At 40.3% G+C, this 19,564-nt stretch carries 21 protein-coding genes; 4 read left to right on the forward strand and 17 right to left on the reverse strand.

Annotated features, from left to right (window positions below):
- Nucleotides 1–164 precede the first annotated feature (164 nt).
- A complete protein-coding gene (gene aroF, locus CTER_RS15470; protein ID WP_004626947.1) occupies nucleotides 165–1,178 on the forward strand; it encodes a 3-deoxy-7-phosphoheptulonate synthase in 1,014 nt (337 codons plus the stop codon).
- Nucleotides 1,179–1,338: 160 nt separating this feature from the next.
- Here the strand turns inward: aroF and CTER_RS15475 are convergent, their stop codons facing one another.
- The 6 genes from CTER_RS15475 to CTER_RS15500 all read right to left on the reverse strand — a co-directional run bounded on the left by CTER_RS15475 (nucleotide 1,339) and on the right by CTER_RS15500 (nucleotide 7,578).
- Nucleotides 1,339–1,695 carry a hypothetical protein gene (locus CTER_RS15475; RefSeq protein WP_004626964.1) on the reverse strand — a complete coding sequence of 119 codons (357 nt, stop codon included), beginning with the start codon at nucleotides 1,693–1,695 and terminating at the stop codon, nucleotides 1,339–1,341.
- A 113-nt stretch (nucleotides 1,696–1,808) separates the two neighbouring features.
- Nucleotides 1,809–2,390: a lytic transglycosylase domain-containing protein gene (locus tag CTER_RS15480; protein ID WP_004626958.1), complete on the reverse strand. Its 582-nt coding sequence runs from the start codon at nucleotides 2,388–2,390 to the stop codon at nucleotides 1,809–1,811.
- Between the two features lie 4 nt (nucleotides 2,391–2,394).
- A complete protein-coding gene (coaE, locus tag CTER_RS15485; protein ID WP_004626902.1) occupies nucleotides 2,395–3,006 on the reverse strand; it encodes a dephospho-CoA kinase in 612 nt (203 codons plus the stop codon).
- Complete coding sequence (gene polA, locus CTER_RS15490) at nucleotides 2,993–5,686, reverse strand: DNA polymerase I (protein WP_004626920.1); 2,694 nt, start codon at nucleotides 5,684–5,686, stop codon at nucleotides 2,993–2,995. Before polA ends, coaE begins: the two co-directional genes overlap by 14 nt.
- Before the next feature lie 15 nt (nucleotides 5,687–5,701).
- The gene (locus tag CTER_RS15495; RefSeq protein WP_004626887.1) at nucleotides 5,702–6,958 is read right to left on the reverse strand and encodes an anti-sigma factor family protein; all 1,257 of its coding nucleotides are present in this window, start codon (nucleotides 6,956–6,958) and stop codon (nucleotides 5,702–5,704) included.
- A 20-nt stretch (nucleotides 6,959–6,978) separates the two neighbouring features.
- A complete protein-coding gene (locus CTER_RS15500; RefSeq protein ID WP_004626916.1) occupies nucleotides 6,979–7,578 on the reverse strand; it encodes an RNA polymerase sigma factor in 600 nt (199 codons plus the stop codon).
- A 313-nt stretch (nucleotides 7,579–7,891) separates the two neighbouring features.
- Here CTER_RS15500 and CTER_RS15505 point away from each other — a divergent pair, with 313 nt between their 5' ends.
- Nucleotides 7,892–8,320, forward strand: a complete 429-nt coding sequence (locus tag CTER_RS15505; protein ID WP_004626935.1) for a response regulator — start codon at nucleotides 7,892–7,894, stop codon at nucleotides 8,318–8,320.
- Here CTER_RS15505 and CTER_RS15510 read toward each other — a convergent pair.
- From CTER_RS15510 to CTER_RS15530, 5 genes are all read right to left on the reverse strand, one after another.
- On the reverse strand, nucleotides 8,298–8,669 hold the full coding sequence (locus CTER_RS15510) for a UDP-N-acetylglucosamine enolpyruvyl transferase (protein ID WP_004626899.1): 372 nt from the start codon (nucleotides 8,667–8,669) through the stop codon (nucleotides 8,298–8,300). The two genes, CTER_RS15505 and CTER_RS15510, sit on opposite strands and share 23 nt — an antisense overlap.
- A 390-nt stretch (nucleotides 8,670–9,059) precedes the next feature.
- Entirely contained in the window at nucleotides 9,060–9,332 is a 273-nt protein-coding gene (locus tag CTER_RS15515; protein ID WP_004626931.1) for a spore coat protein, read from the reverse strand.
- A gap of 12 nt (nucleotides 9,333–9,344) precedes the next feature.
- Nucleotides 9,345–9,539: a hypothetical protein gene (locus CTER_RS15520; protein ID WP_004626934.1), complete on the reverse strand. Its 195-nt coding sequence runs from the start codon at nucleotides 9,537–9,539 to the stop codon at nucleotides 9,345–9,347.
- A 168-nt stretch (nucleotides 9,540–9,707) separates the two neighbouring features.
- Nucleotides 9,708–10,934 (reverse strand): tyrosine--tRNA ligase, encoded by a 1,227-nt coding sequence (gene tyrS, locus CTER_RS15525; protein WP_004626913.1) that lies wholly within the window; start codon nucleotides 10,932–10,934, stop codon nucleotides 9,708–9,710.
- A gap of 417 nt (nucleotides 10,935–11,351) precedes the next feature.
- Complete coding sequence (locus tag CTER_RS15530; protein WP_040761345.1) at nucleotides 11,352–11,531, reverse strand: hypothetical protein; 180 nt, start codon at nucleotides 11,529–11,531, stop codon at nucleotides 11,352–11,354.
- Nucleotides 11,532–11,830: 299 nt separating this feature from the next.
- On the opposite strand from CTER_RS15530, the gene CTER_RS15535 reads away from it, so the two are divergent.
- Both CTER_RS15535 and CTER_RS15540 read left to right on the forward strand, forming a co-directional pair.
- A complete protein-coding gene (locus CTER_RS15535; RefSeq protein ID WP_004626891.1) occupies nucleotides 11,831–12,508 on the forward strand; it encodes a YetF domain-containing protein in 678 nt (225 codons plus the stop codon).
- A gap of 24 nt (nucleotides 12,509–12,532) precedes the next feature.
- On the forward strand, nucleotides 12,533–12,925 hold the full coding sequence (locus tag CTER_RS15540) for a DUF4363 family protein (RefSeq protein WP_004626911.1): 393 nt from the start codon (nucleotides 12,533–12,535) through the stop codon (nucleotides 12,923–12,925).
- Between the two features lies 1 nt (nucleotide 12,926).
- Here the strand turns inward: CTER_RS15540 and CTER_RS15545 are convergent, their stop codons facing one another.
- The 6 genes from CTER_RS15545 to CTER_RS15570 form a co-directional block, all read right to left on the reverse strand.
- Nucleotides 12,927–13,931 carry a sodium:calcium antiporter gene (locus tag CTER_RS15545; RefSeq protein ID WP_004626888.1) on the reverse strand — a complete coding sequence of 335 codons (1,005 nt, stop codon included), beginning with the start codon at nucleotides 13,929–13,931 and terminating at the stop codon, nucleotides 12,927–12,929.
- Nucleotides 13,932–14,163: 232 nt separating this feature from the next.
- On the reverse strand, nucleotides 14,164–15,030 hold the full coding sequence (locus CTER_RS15550) for a sugar nucleotide-binding protein (protein WP_004626875.1): 867 nt from the start codon (nucleotides 15,028–15,030) through the stop codon (nucleotides 14,164–14,166).
- Nucleotides 15,031–15,033: 3 nt separating this feature from the next.
- A complete protein-coding gene (gene wecB / locus CTER_RS15555) occupies nucleotides 15,034–16,164 on the reverse strand; it encodes a non-hydrolyzing UDP-N-acetylglucosamine 2-epimerase (RefSeq protein ID WP_004626939.1) in 1,131 nt (376 codons plus the stop codon).
- 3 nt (nucleotides 16,165–16,167) lie between these two features.
- Nucleotides 16,168–17,190 carry a polysaccharide biosynthesis protein gene (locus tag CTER_RS15560; RefSeq protein ID WP_004626903.1) on the reverse strand — a complete coding sequence of 341 codons (1,023 nt, stop codon included), beginning with the start codon at nucleotides 17,188–17,190 and terminating at the stop codon, nucleotides 16,168–16,170.
- Nucleotides 17,191–17,227: 37 nt separating this feature from the next.
- Nucleotides 17,228–18,319: an FkbM family methyltransferase gene (locus CTER_RS15565; protein ID WP_004626872.1), complete on the reverse strand. Its 1,092-nt coding sequence runs from the start codon at nucleotides 18,317–18,319 to the stop codon at nucleotides 17,228–17,230.
- Between the two features lie 12 nt (nucleotides 18,320–18,331).
- On the reverse strand, nucleotides 18,332–19,345 hold the full coding sequence (locus CTER_RS15570; RefSeq protein ID WP_004626926.1) for a glycosyltransferase family 2 protein: 1,014 nt from the start codon (nucleotides 19,343–19,345) through the stop codon (nucleotides 18,332–18,334).
- Between the last annotated feature and the right edge of the window lie 219 nt (nucleotides 19,346–19,564).

A 19,564-nucleotide genomic window follows, 5' to 3' on the forward strand; every position in this document is an offset into this window, starting at 1 on the left:
GATATATATGATTATACTCCCGTACATGATTGAGATGGTTTTTTACCAATTTGGGTGGTACCGCGTGGATTATAAGTCCTCGTCCCTTGTTTAAGGGATTGAGGGCTTTTTTATATTCTTTACTTTTTTAAAACAATAATATTATGACTTCAAGGAGGTTTTTTATGATTATCGTAATGAGTCAGAACGCAACCAAACAGGATATTGCAAACGTGGAAAACAAACTTACCGAGCTGGGCTTCAAAACACATCCCATATACGGTGACATCAAGACAGTAATCGGTGCAATCGGGGACAAGAGATTGCTGAATATACACTCAGTCTCACAAATGCCCGGTGTGGAAACCCTTGTGCCCATTATGAAGCCTTACAAACTGGCCAGTAATGAGCTGCAGCAGTCTCCCACAGTCATCGAAGTAGGCGATGTCAGGATCGGTGGAAATGAAATTGTAGTTATGGCAGGTCCATGTGCAATAGAAAATGAAAATGATTTTGTGGAAACTGCAAAAAAAGTCAGGAATGCCGGTGCCAAAATATTAAGAGGCGGTGCTTTTAAACCGCGAAGCTCCCCCTATGCCTTCCAGGGACTTGAGGAAGACGGCCTGAAAATAATGGTGGCCGGCCGTGAAGCCACCGGCTTGAAGCTGGTTACCGAAGTGGTTGACACAAGAGATGTGGAACTGGTCAACAAATACACCGACATATTCCAGATCGGTGCCAGAAACATGCAGAATTTCAGATTGTTAAGCGAGGTTGGCATGACCAGCAAACCTGTACTTTTAAAGAGAGGTCTGTCGGCTACAATAGAGGAATGGCTTATGGCGGCCGAGTATATCATTGCCGAAGGAAACCACAATGTTATTCTATGCGAACGCGGAATCCGCACCTTTGAAACCATGACCAGAAACACTCTTGACCTGAGTGCCATCCCTGCAATCAAGGAAGTCTCACACCTTCCCATAGTAGTTGATCCCAGCCATGCCACCGGCAACTGGAAATTCGTGCCGGCACTTGCCAAGGGTGCTGTTGCCACTGGGGCTGACGGCTTGATCATCGAAGTGCATCCCAACCCGCCCTGTGCTCTTTGTGACGGGCCGCAGTCATTAAGGCCTGAGAAATTTGAAACCCTGATGCAGGAACTGAGACTTGTGGCACAGTCTGTGCAAAGAACTATATAAATGCTCACAAAGTACATGCCTGAAATTTGTACAGCTCGTGCAAATGTTCCGGCTGCAATTTCAGGCGTACTTTTAACGGGTAATGGAGCTTTACTCTTTACCTTTCAGTTTGACTGATTTGTTAGAATTGTAATACGTGCGGATTTTAAAGCATGGTCATTCATAGGATACTTGAATACTCTTCCCCGGTAACCGGTTCCAGCGTAAATTCATGTATCCCCATAAACACGACCTTCAGACATTGGGCATCGCCGTAAGCTTCTCTGTCCGGGCCGTCGAGCAATACATACACCTGGGTATTATCATTGACCCTGATGTTTATTCTGTCAAAGATGTCCTTCTGCAAAAGGTCCAGTACAGAATCCATATTTTTGACAACCGAATGATTGGATTTAGGTTCGAGTACAACCGGTATTTTTGTATTGTTGGGATTTAGGAGTTTAACATGCAATATACCGGGATCAAGAATATTGTCCGTAGGGTATAAAAGGTCTCTTTCAAAAAGGAACGAGCTCATTTTTAACCTCCATGCCGGCGTAATTTGATACCGGTAAGGGGCCTGTCGTTCAAGGCCCCTTACCCGATATATTTTACACTCAAATTTTTATGGTATTATATATAAAAATACCACTATTTATTATTGTCGTAAAGCTTTTTATACATGCTGAAATATTTGCTGATTTTTTCTACATAATTTCTTGTTTCCTCAAAGGGAATCCGGTCAAGTGTCTTACCGTTTTTACTTACATTTTCATCCTTCAGCCATTTGGAAACATTTCCACTGCCTGCATTATAGGCTACCAATGCAAGTTCAGTATTCTGATTGTATTGTTTCAGCAGCCTGGCAATATACCAGCAGCCGATATTTATATTTGTTTCAGGTTCCAGCAGCTGTTCTGCTGCAAAATCCTCAAGCCCGATTTTTTCAGCTGCCCACTCTCCCGTAGAGTCCATGATCTGCATAAGACCTTTTGCATCCCTCGGAGAAACAGCATTAGGATCAAAGCCGCTCTCTGCTTTGATCATGGAGTAAACAAGATGCTTATCCAGATCATACTCATCGGAATATTTTTCAACATATTCGGAATAATCGGTAGGATACATATAATACAGCGCATACTTGACAGCGCTGATTGAAAATACAACCAGTAACACAAGAATCAAAAATATAATAAATGTTTTAAATTTGCCTGAAGTCTTCCTTCTTTTCAAAAAATCACCCTAACAGCCCGGTCAATTGACTTTTTACGTCCTCTTTCAAATGAGAATAATCATAGTTATTATATATTACAGTATCGGCAATTTTTATATATTCCTGCTCGTCAAGCTGGGAATTTATTCTCGAGACGGCTTCGTCGCGGGACATGCCGCTTCTTTCCATGATACGCCTGATACGCAACTCCCTGTTTGCCGTGATTGTCCAAACCCTGTGGCACAAATCCAGAAAACCATTTTTTATAGGTATTGGAGCATCAATAACAATGATTTTAGTCCTTTTTATCTGCTGTTCTTTCACATTATCATTTATTCTTTCTGCAACATATTTATGCAAAATGCCGTTTAATTTCTGCAGCTTTTCATTATCGTTAAAAACAATATTGGCCAGTTTTTTGCGTTCAAGCTGTCCCCGGGCATCAAGTATGTCCCTGCCAAATACCTCCGACAACTCCTCCAGAGCCTTTTCGCCTGGCATTACCACATCCCTGCTGATCTTATCCGCATCAATGACCACTGCCCCAAATTCCTCCAGAATACGGCTGACGGTGCTTTTCCCGCTGCCTATTCCTCCGGTCACACCCAGTACTACCGAGCCGCTATTTTGTTTCATACCAGCTCTCACCACTCTTTACGTCAACAGTCATTGGTACTTTCAGCTCCATAGCATTCTCCATACACTGCTTGAGCAGGACCGATACCTCCTGGAGCTCTGACTTCTCAGCTTCTACTATAAGTTCATCGTGTACCTGAAGGATCAGCCTTGATTTAAGCTTTCTTTTCTTCAGTTCGCTGTACACCTTTACCATGGATATCTTGATTATATCTGCCGCACTTCCCTGAATAGGAGTGTTCATGGCAACTCTTTCACCAAAGGATCTCATATTGAAGTTGCTTGATTTCAATTCCGGCAGATATCTTCTTCTGTTAAAAAGTGTTGTTACAAACCCCAGTTCCTTACCCTTTGCCACGGTATCGCTCATATATTCCTTAACCTTGGAATACTTGGCAAGATAGTCGTCAATGTATTTTTTTGCTTCCTTCCTGGTAACCCCGATATCCTTTGAAAGGCTGAAATCACCGATGCCATAAACAATTCCGAAATTAACGGCCTTTGCCCGCGATCTCATGATTGATGTAACTTCTCCCGCAGGAATACCAAATACCTTGGAAGCTGTGGTAGTATGAATATCCTCATTGTTGCTAAATGCTGAAATCATATTTTCATCGCCTGTTATATGTGCCAGAACCCTCAGCTCGATCTGGGAATAGTCGGCATCCAGCAGTACATAATTTTCATCCGATGGTATGAATACTTTCCTGATCTTTCTTCCCATTTCCAGCTTTATGGGTATATTCTGCAAATTCGGTTCGGTGCTGCTTATTCTTCCTGTAGCCGTAACAGTCTGATTAAAGCTGGAGTGTATCTTGCAGGTATTTGGGTCAAGTATTGCCAGCAAGCCGTCGGCGTAGGTGGATTTCAGCTTCATCAGCGACCTGTATTCCAGTATCCTTTCGACTATTTCATGCTTCTGGGACAGCTGTTCCAATACTTCGGCATCTGTGGAATAGCCGGTCTTGGTCTTTTTAACTACAGGCAGATTTAGCTTCTCAAACAAAATGCTTCCCAGCTGCTTGGGAGAATTTATATTGAAGTTTTCGCCTGCCAGCATATATATTTCGTTTTCAAGTATGACAAGTCTTGAATCCATTTCTTTTGAATATGCCTTCAAGCCTTCAATATCCACTTTAAAGCCCCACAGTTCCATGTCTGCCAGTACTTCCACCAAAGGCAGCTCAATATTGTAATACAGCTCGTGCTGTCCGTTGCCTTCTATAATGGGGGCATATTTTTCTGCCAGTTCATAGATTACGGTAACACAGGCTGCACATACCGTCGAAGGATTGACATCCAGTCCCTGCTGCAGCTTTTTTCCGTGCTTGTCGTACAAAATTTCTGCAGGCAATATGCTCTTTTTAAGATTTTCCTCTGCAAGCTCGGAAATAGTATAGCTGTTTCTGGTTGGCTCAAGGATATACGCACCTATCATGGTATCAAACGCTATGCCCTTTATATCAATACTTTTTGTCTTGCAGAATTTTATTAATTTTTTCAGATCGTGGCCGTATTTTTTTATTTCTGCTGATTCAAGCACCTCGCGCAGAACGTCTATGGCCGTGTCTCCCGTGAACTCATTGTTGAAAACCATTACAGCCGGGGCATATTCCTCCTTGCAGGCATAAATACATAAATCATCAAGCCTGTTATCCGAAGGATCGGTATGATAGTATACCGCCATTTTTTTGCTGAGTCTGATTGCCTCAATGCAGGATTCCAGTTCACCAACAGTGTCTGCATCCACATGTTCCATATTTAACGACTCTGTTACCTCCACCATGGGAGTGTCACTTAAGCCGAATCTTTCAATAAAAGTTTTGAATTCCAGCTTTTTGAAAATGCTGTAAAGTCTCTCCCTGTCAAAATCCGTCCTTATATATTGCTGAATGTCGGTTGTTATACAGGGCATCTTTCTTTCAATTGTAGCCAGCCTTTTGCTTAGAAAAGCCAGTTCTTTGTTTGCCTCAAGCTTTTCCCTCACACCTTTTTTCTCGACCCTGTCTATATTTTCATATAATTCTTCAATACTGTGAAACTTTTGAATAAGATCCAGAGCCGTCTTCTCACCAATGCCGGGTACACCGGGTATATTATCCGAAGTGTCTCCCATCAAACCCTTAACATCAATAAGCATTTTAGGGGTAACACCATATTTTTCTACCACCTTCTGATAATCGTACTCATCAGTCTCCGTTTTGTTTCCTCTTGTAACAGGAAGTTTTATCCTTGTGGACTGGGAAGCAAGCTGCAAGGAATCCCTGTCACCTGTCAGGAGAATTGCTTCCATACCGTTCTCTTCGGCACACAGGGAAATAGACCCCAGTATGTCATCAGCCTCAAAGCCCGGAGTCTCAATCCTCTTTATATTCATGGCATCCAGCACCTGTTTGATAATGGGGACCTGCACTGCCAGTTCATCGGGCATTCCCTTCCGCTGTGCCTTGTACTTGTCGTATTCCAGATGTCTGAAGGTTGGTTCCTTCATATCAAATGCCACACATAGATATTTTGGATTTTCTTCAGAAAGAAATTTTGTAAGTATATTTATAAAACCAAATACCGCGTTTGTTTGAATACCTTCGGAGGTAGACAGCATTGTATTTCTGCTCAAACCGTAAAAGGCCCTGTTCAAAATGCTGTTACCGTCAACGATCATTATTTTTTCCGAGTTCATCAATGTCCTCCGGCCTTACTTTTTCACGAAAAAAATCCTGACCGTTATCTTGCCGCTTTGGGCAATAATTTTATCCGTCTGTTCAACCAGGGTTGACTTTTCCGCTTCAAGAGCAGTTGTATCCTGCCCTTTATTTAAGGCTTCACTTATTTTATTTTCAATATCGTTTTTCTGAATTTCCAGGTTATTGTACTCTTCAGTAACGTCAGTTTTTATTATATCAGTTTTTGCTTGTAATTCCAGCTTATATTTCAATAATGCTTCGCTCTTTAAGGAACCATACTCACTTAAGGGAATAATGTAGTCGGTATAGGCTACAATGTCCTTATAGTTTGCGGCAAAGCCCTCCATGAGGCCTGAGGCCTGCTCAACCGCCTCCTGCTCCCCCATGAGCTTTTTCAGCTTTTCCACTTCTGTTTCGTCAAGTGAAATAGTTAAATTCAACTCAACGTAGTTTTTATAATAAAGCGTTTTTGTGTCATCTGCCGGCTCAGCCAGGGAAAAAGCAATTACTTTTTCCGACTGGTTTTCGCCACCGTCCGCTGCGGTATTGCCGGTGCTTTCTGCCACACTTGAGTTTTCAGATTTTTCCCGGGAATCAGCCTTGACAGATGCTTTTACTTTAAAATCCCTCATGCTTTCGGATTCGACCACACCTTTCAAATTGCTGTTGCTGACGCCGCTTCTGGCAGCAGCCTCCTTCTGTGCAGACTCGTCCTGTGCGGTCTCCTGAGTCTGAGCACTGTCTGCTGCCGCAACTTTGGGTTTTGGCACAGCTTTGTCATCTGCAGCACCTGAACCGTTTGCCTCCTCGTTATGGGCATTTCGGTCAGTATCGGAGCCCGACTGCTGCTGTATATCTGCCGTACCGGCTGTGGCCTGAGGCGCCGCGCTTTCACTGTAACCGGTTTTGTCTATTCCCGGCAGCATATCGGGCAGCAGTTTAAAAGCCAAAAGTGAGATAACCACCACGGCAGCCGTTGAAAGGGCGGCCATAAGCTTTTTATTAAAAAACAGAAGTTTACTTTTATTATTGTACTCTTTTTTGCTGACTTCTATAAGTTTCGAATGGAGAGATGAAGAAAAGTCATCAGGCAATTCAACGGTTTCTTCGTCATTAACAAGCTGAATAAAATATGACTCTTCCTTGAGTTTCTGAGCGCATTGCGGGCATTCTTCGATATGTTTTAAGAATTCTTCTTTATCATTTTGTTCCAATTGATCGTCAATATATAGTGAAATATATAAATCGCTGTTATCACAGAAAATCATGTTATCCCTCCTTCCATTAACTATTTGACGTAGTCGGTAAATAAATGTTCCTTATCCCTGCACAATAATTCCCGCAATTCAGACCTTGCCCTGCTTATACGCGATTTAACCGTTCCCACGGGAGTCTCCAGCGTTTCTGAAATTTGTTCATAGCTAAGCCCCATAAAATCCCGGAGTACAATTATCATTCTGTTTTTTTCATTCATTTTCTCCAAAGCTTCTTTTATTGCTGCCTTTTGCGCATTGGTTTCGGCAATTTTTTCAGGCTCCGGCATACTTGAAACCAACCTGTCCTTCACAGTTATATCTTCAAAGGTGGCCTGTTCCATTGATACGGTATTTTTATTCTTATTATTTTTTCTGATAAAATCAAGGCATGTATTTGTAGCAATACGATAAATCCACGTTGAAAAGGAGGAATTACCCTTAAAATCCTTTATGTATCTGAATGCCTTGATAAATGTCTCCTGTGCCTGCTCCAATGCATCATCAGGATTGTTCAGCATTCTGTAGCATATATTGTATACTTTGGTATAGTAGCTGCCGGAAAGTTCCTCAAATGCCTGTACATTGCCTTGCCGCGCTTTGGTCAGCAATCTATTTTCCACATCAAATCCCATTTTGGTCCTACTTTCCTCTTAGCGCCTGCTTAAGATCTCATTGCACTCGTCATTTTGGCGGATTTTGCGCCATGCTGCGTTAAATTTTTTTGCTTTTGTTACAAAAGTCATTATATCATAGCCCTATGTTAAGCCGCAAACCAATAAGGTTAATTTTGGGCATTATATTTGTGAACTATTAACATTTTTTTCAACAAAATTTGCGACTTTTTTAATTATTTATTGAAAGGTATTTTATCTTTCTTATAGAATTAAATATTAAACATAATATTGTAGAATTTACATAACCATAACTTATTTAAAAGGAGTTTTTATGATTAGTACTATTCTTGTGACCGATGACAATGTGCTGGACAATGCAATTCTAAGAAATTACCTGTACAAGGAACGTGTAAATATTGTCTCGGCATTAAACGGCAGGGAAGCTCTTGACATGGTGGAAAGCCGTAATGTGGATATAATCATACTTGATATGGTGATGCCTGTTTTAGACGGTCAGGGTTTTCTTGAGGAATTTTCAAAAACAACATATTACAAGGAGATTCCAATAATTGTTGCATCCGGAGTAGAGAATGATGAACTGGAGAAAATCTTTCATTATGATATCTATGACTTCATATTAAAACCTTTGAATCATACCAATAAATTTGTTCTGATAAATAAGATAAGGAAGGCGCTGCAGTTTAGAAAAATGCTTCTGGAATTAAAAAAGCAGGATATCACTTTAGATAGTATAAAGTAACACAACCACCCGGATAGCTTATAGTAACTTTACCCTCTCTGGCCAGAAGAGGTCCCATTAGTATTATTGACGACCGCATTTCCGAAGCGAGACTTTCGGGTACAATTGTAGAAGATATTGTTGAAGAATCAATTATAGCGACATTATCTTCTACTTTTACTTTGCATCCGATAGTCTTGAGTATATCCAGGATAACTTCCACATCGCTGAACATGGGACAATTTTTAATAATATTCTCTCCCGCATTAAGAATTGTCGCAGCCAGTATTGGCAGTACTGAATTTTTTGCACCTTCGATACCTATCTCACCTTTAAGCTTTTTACCTCCTTTTATTATTAGTTTGTTCATAATAAAACACACCTCCGTTACGCTGGGACATTATTGATGAATTTAACTGCACGACTTTCCCTCCTTAAAAATAAAAACACTGAAGTAAAAATTTATATTAAGAAATTATATTAAGAAATTATTTGGTATTTTTATTACTGGAATTCAGCCCTTTATAATAAAAATCTTAACAAATAACAAAGGCGGCAAAAGCCACTTATGTTGCATCTTTATACAAATGCAGATATATGTTTCCTATGCCCCTGCAATATTATTTTATGCTTTTTACACCAAATTGTTACTAACATTGAATATGGTTTAAAATCAGCCGGTAATGAGGCTGAAAAGCCGGTTAAACCCATAATAATAAAATAGGCAGCTACTTAAAAGTAACTGCCCTTCCTATGCCGGTTATTGAGACATTTGAGACTGGATGCCCTTAATTTTCTGCTGCGCTGAGGATATTTCCTGCTGGCTGGCGCTTTGAACCGAATACCAGCCCTTTTGAGACATAATGTCGAAGACCTGTTTTTGTGCGTCAAATGTTTTTGTTAGAATACTCTCGGCATCATTTCTCAACATGGGACATACGCTCTCCAATATCAAATTTGTCAATGAGGATGCAGCAAGTTTGTGTTCCCCTAAAACCGATGCCATAATTTCCTTATCAGTTAAATTAGCCATGATTTCCTCCTTTTACTGAGCAGCCGTATCAATATGCTTCATCAGCAGTTGTAAATTGTTCTTTTCATCACTTGCAAGCTTGTTGCACAGGTTTTTTATCTGACTGTCCTGCGCCAGCTGTGCACAGCCCTGCAAGTATTTTATATTGTCCTCGCACATGCTGATATTGTCCTGAATCAGCATTAACTCCTTACTTGTAAGTGGCATATAAATCCTCCTCTATTCATAAAGTTTATTTAAAGTATTTTTGAACAATATTTATTTTCCACAATTCTTACTTTCATATTCCTTTTAATTTTTTGAAGTATAAAAAATGATGCACACCATACATCAGACTGTTTTCCGACATATGGTGTGCATTATTTTTACCAGCTGCTAAACGACCTTTATTTTGACAAAGCTCTTCTTACCCTTTTGCAGCATGATTTCACCATCTGCAAGATCACCGGTCCCCACTGTATAGTCAAAGCTTGTAATCTTATTGTCATTGAGTGAAACTCCGCCCTGCTGAACTGCTCTTCTGGCCTCACTCTTTGAAGGAGTCAGTTCGGCCAGCAGCAATAAATCCGTTATCTTGATTCCCGCTTCCAGTTCGGCTGCTTTAATCTCAATGAACGGTATATTTTCGGAGTTCCCCTTACCTCCGAATATTGCTTCGGCAGCATCTTTAGCCTTAAGAGCCTCTGCCTCTCCATGTACAATTTTTGTAACTTCATAAGCCAGTATGGCTTTTGCCTGGTTGATCCCTGCATCTGTCAGCGCTCCAAGTCTTCTGACCTCATCCATGGGGAGGAAAGTCAGCAGTGCAAGACATTTTTCCACATCATTGTCACTGATGTTTCTCCAGTACTGATAGAATTCATAAGGTGTGGTCTTTTCCGGATCCAGCCACACAGCTCCGCTTTCCGTTTTACCCATCTTCTTGCCTTCGCTGGTGGTCAGAAGTGTAAAGGTCATGCCGTAAACGCTCTTTCCATCGGATTTCCTGACCAGTTCCAGGCCGCCAAGAATATTTGACCACTGATCGTCCCCGCCAAGTTCCATCTGGCAGTCATATTTTCTATTCAGTACGAGGAAATCGTAGCTCTGCATCAGCATGTAGTTGAACTCAAGGAAGGTCAGCCCCTTTTCCATTCTGCTCTTGAAACATTCTGCAGTCAGCATCCTGTTTACAGAAAAATGTACTCCCACATCTCTTAAAAATTCAACATAATTGAGACCAAGCAGCCAGTCTCCGTTGTCAACCATTATTGCCCTGTCATTTGAAAAATCAATAAACCTGGAAATCTGTGTTTTAAATCTTTCAACATTATGCTGTACTATTTCCCTGGTCATCATTTTCCTCATGTCATTTTTACCGCTGGGGTCTCCCACGAGGGCTGTTCCCCCTCCGATGAGCACAATCGGCCGGTGTCCTGCCTGCTGCATGTGAGCCATTACCATCAGCTGGAGAAAGTGTCCCACATGCAGACTGTCTGCGGTAGGGTCAAAGCCTATATAAAAAGTCACACTTTTCTCGCTCAAAAGTTTCTTAATCTCATCTTCATGGGTGACCTGAGCTATAAAGCCTCTTTCCTGCAATAAATCATAAACATTGCTCATTGTTTTCTCTCCTTCTAAACAGTATTTACCAAATTACATAAAAATATTGATATCAGGGAACGAATAAAGTTTTCAATTCCCTGACAATAATAAAAGCCCTTTATCCTGTATAAGGACGAAGAGCTCGTGGTACCACCTTAATTTGCATCTATAAAACCCGGCACGGCGGATTATAATAAGATAAGTCCACCTGGCTTTAAAGACGCCTTTGATGCTGTAACGGGCAATCCCGGCAAAAAGCAGCTCATAATCTGTAATTCACACATTCCATACAACTCAGTCTTCCCACCAGCCAGACTGCTCTCTGAACCTGTATGGACGGCTACTGGGGAACGAATTCATCGGTCCCGTAATTAATCCCGGCCTTTAAAATTATTCCTCATAATTTTATCAACAAAAATCTAATAATGCAATACATTATCCTAAAAAGAATTCCTTCAGTTCCCGCTGCTGAGTATATGAAGATGCTGCTATGATATAATCGCCTTCCTGTTCCATAAGATCTGCAATTATGGAGGTGCGCCCGCCTTTCAGGAGCAGCCCATAATAACTGCCTGCATTGAATCCTTCCGAAAAAAGAGTAAAAATAATGAGCATTATAATATGCAACCAGCTATATATAATGCCCCATAGTAAAGAATACCCATTAATTATATCACTTTAACATTAATTACATGAAACCTTAAATTACAAGGATTATCGGTGCTATGAATTATTAAAGTGTAAATTGGCTGGATATTTGTGCAAATATCTCTCTTTTTCTTCAAATAGCTAATAATATCGTACTTCTCAGGTAAAAAATTGTCAGGCTCAATACAACTAAAAAATTCAAGTATTTTTTTCGGCTATTATTAAATAATAAACTTATCATTTCAAATGGAAAGAGGTTAATAAAATTGTTAGTTGTTTTTATAAGAACTTTGGTTTTATATATTATTGTTATTATTGCAATGAGAATAATGGGAAAAAGGCAGATAGGAGAATTGCAGCCTTTTGAGCTTGCTGTTGCCATTATGATCTCTGAGCTTGCCTCTGTACCCATGCAAAATACCGGCATTCCCCTGGTGAACGGCATCATACCCATATTGACAATGCTGGCTGCCCAAATATTTATTTCCTTTGTAGCCTTGAAAAGTACAAAAGCCAGAGAAATTATCTGCGGCAGGCCAAGTATTCTTATTTCAGCCGGCAAAATCAATGAACAGGTATTCCGTAACGAGCTGTATACCTTGAATGATTTGCTTGAACAGCTTCGAAGCAAGGATATATATGATATCGCAGACGTGGAATATGCAATTTTGGAGACCAACGGACAATTGAGTGTGGTACCGAAGGCAGCTAAAAGAAATGTGACTCCGGAGGATTTAAATCTGTCAGTCAAGTATGAGGCACCGGCAATTGATTTGATAATCGACGGACAGCTGATAACAAAAAATTTAAAAAGGACAAACCTGGATAAAGAGACTCTCGAGATGGAATTGAACAAAATAGGAATAAACAGGATAGGGGATGTTTTCTTTGCAAGTGTCGATTCAGACGGAAAATTATTCTGCCAGGCAAAGGAAAAAAAATAATTCCAAAGGAGTGAGCTTCACATTATGAACACCAATACAAAAACAATTATCCTCATTTCCATATTATTGATAGTCATAATTCTTTCAGGTTCATTAACACTTTATTACCTTGAAAGATCGGCAGGAATCCTGGAATATTCAGTTATTTCGGCCAGTAAATCAGTCTCGGACAAACAATGGACTTCTGCAGAAAAGCAGCTTGAGGAATTCAATAAAAACTGGGATAGGACAAAATATTACTGGGCCATGCTTGTAGACCATTTTGAAATTGATAATATTGACGATTCCTTTACCAAAACCAAAATGTATGTGGAAAGCGAGGATTACTCCTCTGCACTGGCTGAACTGGAGGCTTTGAAGTATTATATACTGCACATACCCAAAAAGGAAAGCTTTAGTTTTGAGAATATCTTCTAAATTATTTAAAGCCCCTCTCTACCAGGAATATAATAAAAAAGATATAAAACAGGCCTCCTGATAACAGCGGTATTGGACTCAGCTGCCTCTTTACCTTTATCCAGAGGAAGGTTACCAGCGCCGAGCACAGTGCAAGCAATGCACTTACCAGAGTGATGGTATCAAGTCTCCAGCATGTGGCAAGGATACCGATGGAAACAGGTATACAGCTCTGGAATACCATCGCACCTGTTATATTTCCCAGGGAAAGGGTATCCTTGCTTTTGCTGATCCATATGACACTGTTAAACTTTTCAGGCAGCTCGGTTGCTATGGGAGTTATGACTATTGACAGTGCCAGTGTTGATATTCCAAAACCCTTTGAGACCACTTCAATATTACTGACGAAAAGTTCGGCCCCCACAATGATCACTGTCAGCGCAACCATGACCTGAAGTGATATAACAAAAATATTGGCTTTTGTATTAAAAGCCCTTGCAAAGGTGAGGTCATCAATCTCCTCATCACTGGAACGGTCACCGTTAACGGTTTTAAAAACATAGTACACATAACACCCTATTAGTATGAAGGCCAATGCATTTTTAACCACCCCAAAAGTGATGATTGAAGCTAAAATCATTCCTGTATAAATTATAACAAAAAATGAGATATCCCTGCTTAATATCTCAAGATTTACATTGAGTATATATCCTGTTTTACGCCTGCCGGCAAATACAACAGCACTTAAACCGGTAATGAAGAAGGCCAGTGTGGAAAGCATAAATGGTGCACCTACAATTGCTCCGATGCCTATGTCCACAGATTCCGGGCCTTTTGAAAACAGGAGTGCAATGATGGGAATCAGCGTTTCAGGCAAGCAGGTGCCTACAGCCGAAAAAATACTGCCCACCACACCGTCTCCCACATTAAGTTTTTTACCCAGCCATTCTATTCCGTTAGTAAACAATTCACAACCGGTAAGTATTATCCCAAGACTTAAAACAAGTATAATAATATTCTGCAGCATTTTTCATCCCTATTCCCTTCAGACGTTGCCTTCGGTATTTCCGTCATTTTGCCACTGTATACCAAACCCGTGATTTGTATCAGTTAACTTATGTGCTTGTATAATAATATGAGAGGGGCAGCCGAAATCATTACAAAAATATATTCAACAATTATTTAACTGATAATTGTTGAATATATGGGAAATAAAGCAGCATGGAATTTCTATTAATATGGATTAACAGATGTGGCAGCTATACATTATAATGCGGATAAAAGGCTGGGTGGGCCAAAATCCAAGCCTTCATCCCGGATATCATAATTTTATAATCCGGTACCTGATAATCAAAATCATGACGGGTATTGATGAGACTTTTATCTACCAGATCATTAAAATACTTGTCTATATACACATCATTTCTATTAAAAACTTCTTTAAAGAGCAAAAGCAGCTCATATTTATTTATGCTTTGGGTCGGAACCAAATGGTATATCCCGGACAGATCATTTATTACAGCCTGTTCCACGGCTTTTGCCAGCTCAATGGTTGTAATGCCGGTCCAAATTGCATTTACATAGCCGTTTATTTTTCCTTTGGACTTCATGAACCAATTAAAAAGTCCAATCCCGTCATAATTTATATCGGGCCCGATTATGGAGGTTCTGAACGTTAAATTACGGCCTTCACCTATCTCCCCTATGGCCTTGGTCCGGTCATAACATGAGTCTCCGTCTTTAAAGGAGTTTTCTGTATAGAAACCTGTTTTGCCTGAAAATACGCAATCGGTACTTAAATGGACAATTTTGGTGCGGGAGTCTCTAAACCGGACTTCCAAAAAGTGCGGCAGATAGGAATTCAACAAAATTGCCCTGTCCTTAAAGTCGGCGGCATTCCGGTTTAAAATACCAATACAATTTATAATGACATCGAAGTCCTCTTTATCCAGATATGCTCCAAGCTTAATAAAATCAGCCGCATCACACAAATATGATTTTTCATTCAGCTTTTTCTTATGTGCAAGATTAAAAACATCATAGGCTCCGCTCTCTTCAAAGAAGGCAGTCATAACATGCCCTGCCATGCCTTTGGAACCCAATACCAATATTTTTTTCCTGCCCATCTGCTAATCCGCCCTCCTCCACACCGTCCGGTTGACATAATCCGTGTAGCTCATGATAATTTTTACCACCTTATCAGATACATTGGAAACATTGTAGTCCTCAACCGGCTTTCCTGCTGGGGCTTTGCCGCCCGCACCGCCTGTTGCAATATCCACCGACTGCAATACCCTGTGTGCCTTGAGACCGGATAATATGAGCACCCCTTCATCCATGCCCTCAGGCCTCTCATGGGCATTTCGGATGGTAACGGCAGGAAAGGAAAGCAGGGAAGCCTCTTCCATAATGGTTCCGCTGTCTGATATTACACAAAATGCATTTGTCTGGAGTTTTATGTAGTCAAAGAAACCCAATGGTTTAATCCACTGGATTTTAGGATCTAAGAGAGCTTTATCCAGCAGCATTACTTTCTTCATGGTTCTTGGATGAGTTGATACAATAATTCTTTTACCGTATTCTGAGGCAATGGCATTCAAGCTTTCAATAAAAGCCTTGAAATTCATATCCGAATCAATATTTTCCTCCCTATGTGCGCTGACCACAAAATATTCTTTTGGCTGAAGCTTCATCCTGGCCAGTACCTGGGATTTATCAATGTCATTTTTATAAAATTCCAACACTTCCAGCATTGATGAACCGGTTTTTATGACAGTCTCACCTCTAATGCCCTCCTGGAGCAAATACCTTCTTGCATGCTCCGATATTGGCATATTGATATCGCTTAAATGATCCACTATTTTACGGTTTATTTCTTCGGGTACTCTCTGGTCAAAGCAGCGGTTTCCGGCTTCCATATGAAAGATGGGTATCTTTTTCCTCTTGGCGGCGATGACGGACAGGCAGCTGTTTGTATCTCCATAAATCAGGACTGCATCAGGCTTCTCGGCTTCTAAAACTTCATCTGCCTTGATCAGAACCTTTGCAATTGTCTCAACAGGTGATTTTCCGGCAGAATTTAAATAGTACTGAGGCTTTCTTATACGCATTTCTTCAAAAAATATCTCATTAAGTTCATAGTCAAAATTCTGCCCGGTATGGACAAGTATATGCTCGGTACATTTATCAAGCCTGTCAATGACTCTGCTCAATTTAATGATTTCCGGCCGGGTGCCCACTATGGTCATCACTTTCAGCATATGTCAAACCCCTTTTATTTGTTTTAATTCCTTTTGGATATAATCCAGGCTCAGGAGCAGTTTCTTTAGCTCATCACCGGTGAGCCTCCGGGTATTATGGGAATTGTAATCGTTTAAACCGGCCGTTCTGCTGTTGCCGCAGCTGATATACTTATCATAGTTGAGATCCCTGTTGTCTGCCGGTATTCTGTAGTAATCCCCCAGATCTTCAGCTATTGACATCTCTTCCCTTGTCAATAATGTCTCGTATAATTTTTCGCCGTGGCGTGTGCCTATGATCCTTATTTCATTCCCGGCATTGAAAATATCCTTCAGTGCCTCAGCCAGCTCCAGTATCGTTGCAGCGGGTGCTTTTTGGACAAATATGTCCCCCGGCTTTGCATTATTGAAGGCATAAAGTACTAAATCAATGGCATTTTCCAGTGACATCATAAACCTTGTCATATTTGGATCTGTGACAGTCAAAGGCACCCCTTCGGCTATCTGCCGGACAAACAACGGTATAACCGACCCTCTGGAAGCCATTACGTTGCCGTACCTGGTTCCGCACAAAACCGTTTCATCTTCATTTATATTTCTTGAGGTAGCCACCATTACCTTTTCCAGCAGCGCTTTGGACATTCCCATGGCGTTGATCGGGTAGACAGCCTTGTCGGTGCTTAATACAATTACCTTCTTTACTTTATTTTCAATAGCTGTATTCAGAAGATTCTCAGTTCCGATTATATTGGTCCTGACTGCCTCCATGGGATAAAACTCGCAGGAGGGCACCTGTTTTAACGCAGCCGCATGGAAAACAAAGTCCACTCCCTTTAAGGCTTTGTATATGGAGTTGTAATCTCTCACATCTCCGATATAAAATTTAACCTTCTCATTGTTCAGTTCACGGCGCATGTCATACTGCTTTTTCTCGTCTCTGCTGAATATACGGATTTCTTTAATATCGGTATTAATAAATCTATTAAGTACGGCATTGCCGAAAGAACCGGTCCCTCCGGTGATAAGCAAAGTTTTTCCGGTAAACATACAATCTCCCATCCCGCCAGGTTGTGCAAAATAGTTGCTATATGGCGTAACAAACCGTTTCGTGCAGGCCATTTGAATAATGTCTGATATAAATATTATAGGAGGCCGGCAGGGTCCGGATAAGCAAGGGCAGCTCCCATATATCGGCAGCTTTATGATAAATTGATATGGCAAGCTTTGGATGATTTTCAGCGATTGTGTTTTTCATTCCATAAAGAGCTTCTTTTTCAGCCCCTTCAATATCCAGCTTTATATATGTCGGTTTATGCTCCCCTACCACATCATCAAGCCTGACCAGTGAGATATTATCCCCGCCGGTATCGGAAATAGCCGAGGCGCTGTTTCCATGGCTGTCAAAGCTTATTTCTCCGGCTTTCGAATACAGGCCCGCATTAAACAGCTTCAGACGGTTACAATACATATGCGCAACACTTTTTGTTAAATTGCTGAAATTTTGTTTATCTGGTTCAAAACCATATATGTAATCAAATTTATTATCAACGCTGTTAACAAAATCAGCTATGGTCTCTCCGTTGTACACTCCTCCGTCAACAAAGCACTCCCTGTCGGTCAAGGCAAATATATCCGAAGGAAAATACTGTTTCTGACTTATAATATTATCAAAGATTGAAAAATCCATGGTAATCCTGTGTTTCAAAATATTCATGAATACTGATTTGGAAAGGCTGTCGGCCAAAAATTCATATACGGCGTCAATTTTATCCCGGTTCTCTTTAAGCAGGGAGATATTATAAAAATTCTTTTCCCACATCATTACAGGGAAATATTGAACCTTCTTATAACCCAGGCTTATGAGCCTATGATAAATATCCATAGGGTTGGGAAGACATATGAGGACAATATATCCATATCCCGCATCCCGTCCGAGTTCTTCAAGGGATATGACCTTTATTCCGTTGACATATGTTCCCTGTTTGGTTTTGTTATCATCAACAAAGCAGTGTATGTTACAGGCTTTTTCTTTTAAAATGCAGCTTGTAACATATCCGATGCCTCCGGCACCATATAACACTATATTACCTTTCTGAAAGGATTCAATTAAGTCAGTGTATATTTTATCTTTATCTCCGGTTTCCATGCCGCATATCTGTTCCAACATTTCCATCATATTGATTACCCTTTACGATTCATTCAGAAGATTTTTATACTCTGTTTCCAGCTCAACCAATTCATTTCGTAAAGTATCTCCCTGTGTCAGCCCCTGGTGAATATACAGCATTCCTTCGTCTATAAAGACACGCATGCATACCTTTATCTGCTCTTTACTGATAGTGTGTTTTAAATGGCGGGGTATTCCCCTAAAATTCATATATTCGGTTATTTTTTTATAAAAATGTGAAGCGATTGAATAGTTTTTAAGCTGTTCCCTGTTTTCTGAGCTGCTCCACTCTATGGCAGGCAAATATGCAGCTTCATTAAAATTTTCAATGATATAGTCATACACTACCAGGGATGACTTGATTCTTTCCTCCAGGTTATGGGAACAGTTGTTTTGGTGCAGCCTGTAATAAATCAGGCTTTCATTTATCATTCCGTATTTCATGCCATTCCTGATAAAATTAAGTGAGTTTATGGTATCGCAGGAATGGTCATTATTCCTGTATATACTCCAGGTAATACCGCTTTTTCGGAAAAAATCAAGTCTGTACAAACCGTTCATGGGAATAACCCCAGAGGCGTTTGCAAATATGCTGCCGACCATATCATCAAGTGTGGGATTAGAATAATTCCAACAGGATGTGAATTCATTATTTTCATTTATGATCTTAAAATTGCAATAAACATAATCATTATTGGTTTTTTCCAAATAGTCAACGAATTTTTCAATGGCATCGGCCTGAACATAGTCATCGGATGCAATCCATTGAAAATACTTTCCTCCCGCCTGCTGAATAATTTCCTGAATGGCCTGCGAAGGACCGCCGCTGTTTTTCTCATGATAAATGCACCTTACGTTTTCATTGCATTTCTCCAATTCCCTAAGTATCTCAATGGAGCCATCGGTAGAGCAGTCATCGATAATAATTATTTCTAAATTCCTGTACGACTGGTTAAGATATGACTCAACACAATTCTCTAAAAATTTAATACAATTATAATTAATGATCCCTACAGTAACCACTGGCAAGCACAAAGGACTTTCCTCCCACACCTCTTATTTGTATTAAGCCGGTTTTCAATATACCAGGCGTAAATCATATTTATTTAGTAATAAGTTATGGATTGAAAGTAAATTTTGTTACAGAAATTTAAATTTTATTAGGTTTATTACTTTCGCCTGAAAGCCTATAATCACTTCTATGTTGTAAAATACAGCCCAGCCATATTTGACAAATTATAAAAGCAGGGTTGC

The sequence above is a fragment of the Ruminiclostridium cellobioparum subsp. termitidis CT1112 genome (assembly GCF_000350485.1).
GTDB lineage: Bacteria > Bacillota > Clostridia > Acetivibrionales > DSM-1351 > Ruminiclostridium > Ruminiclostridium termitidis.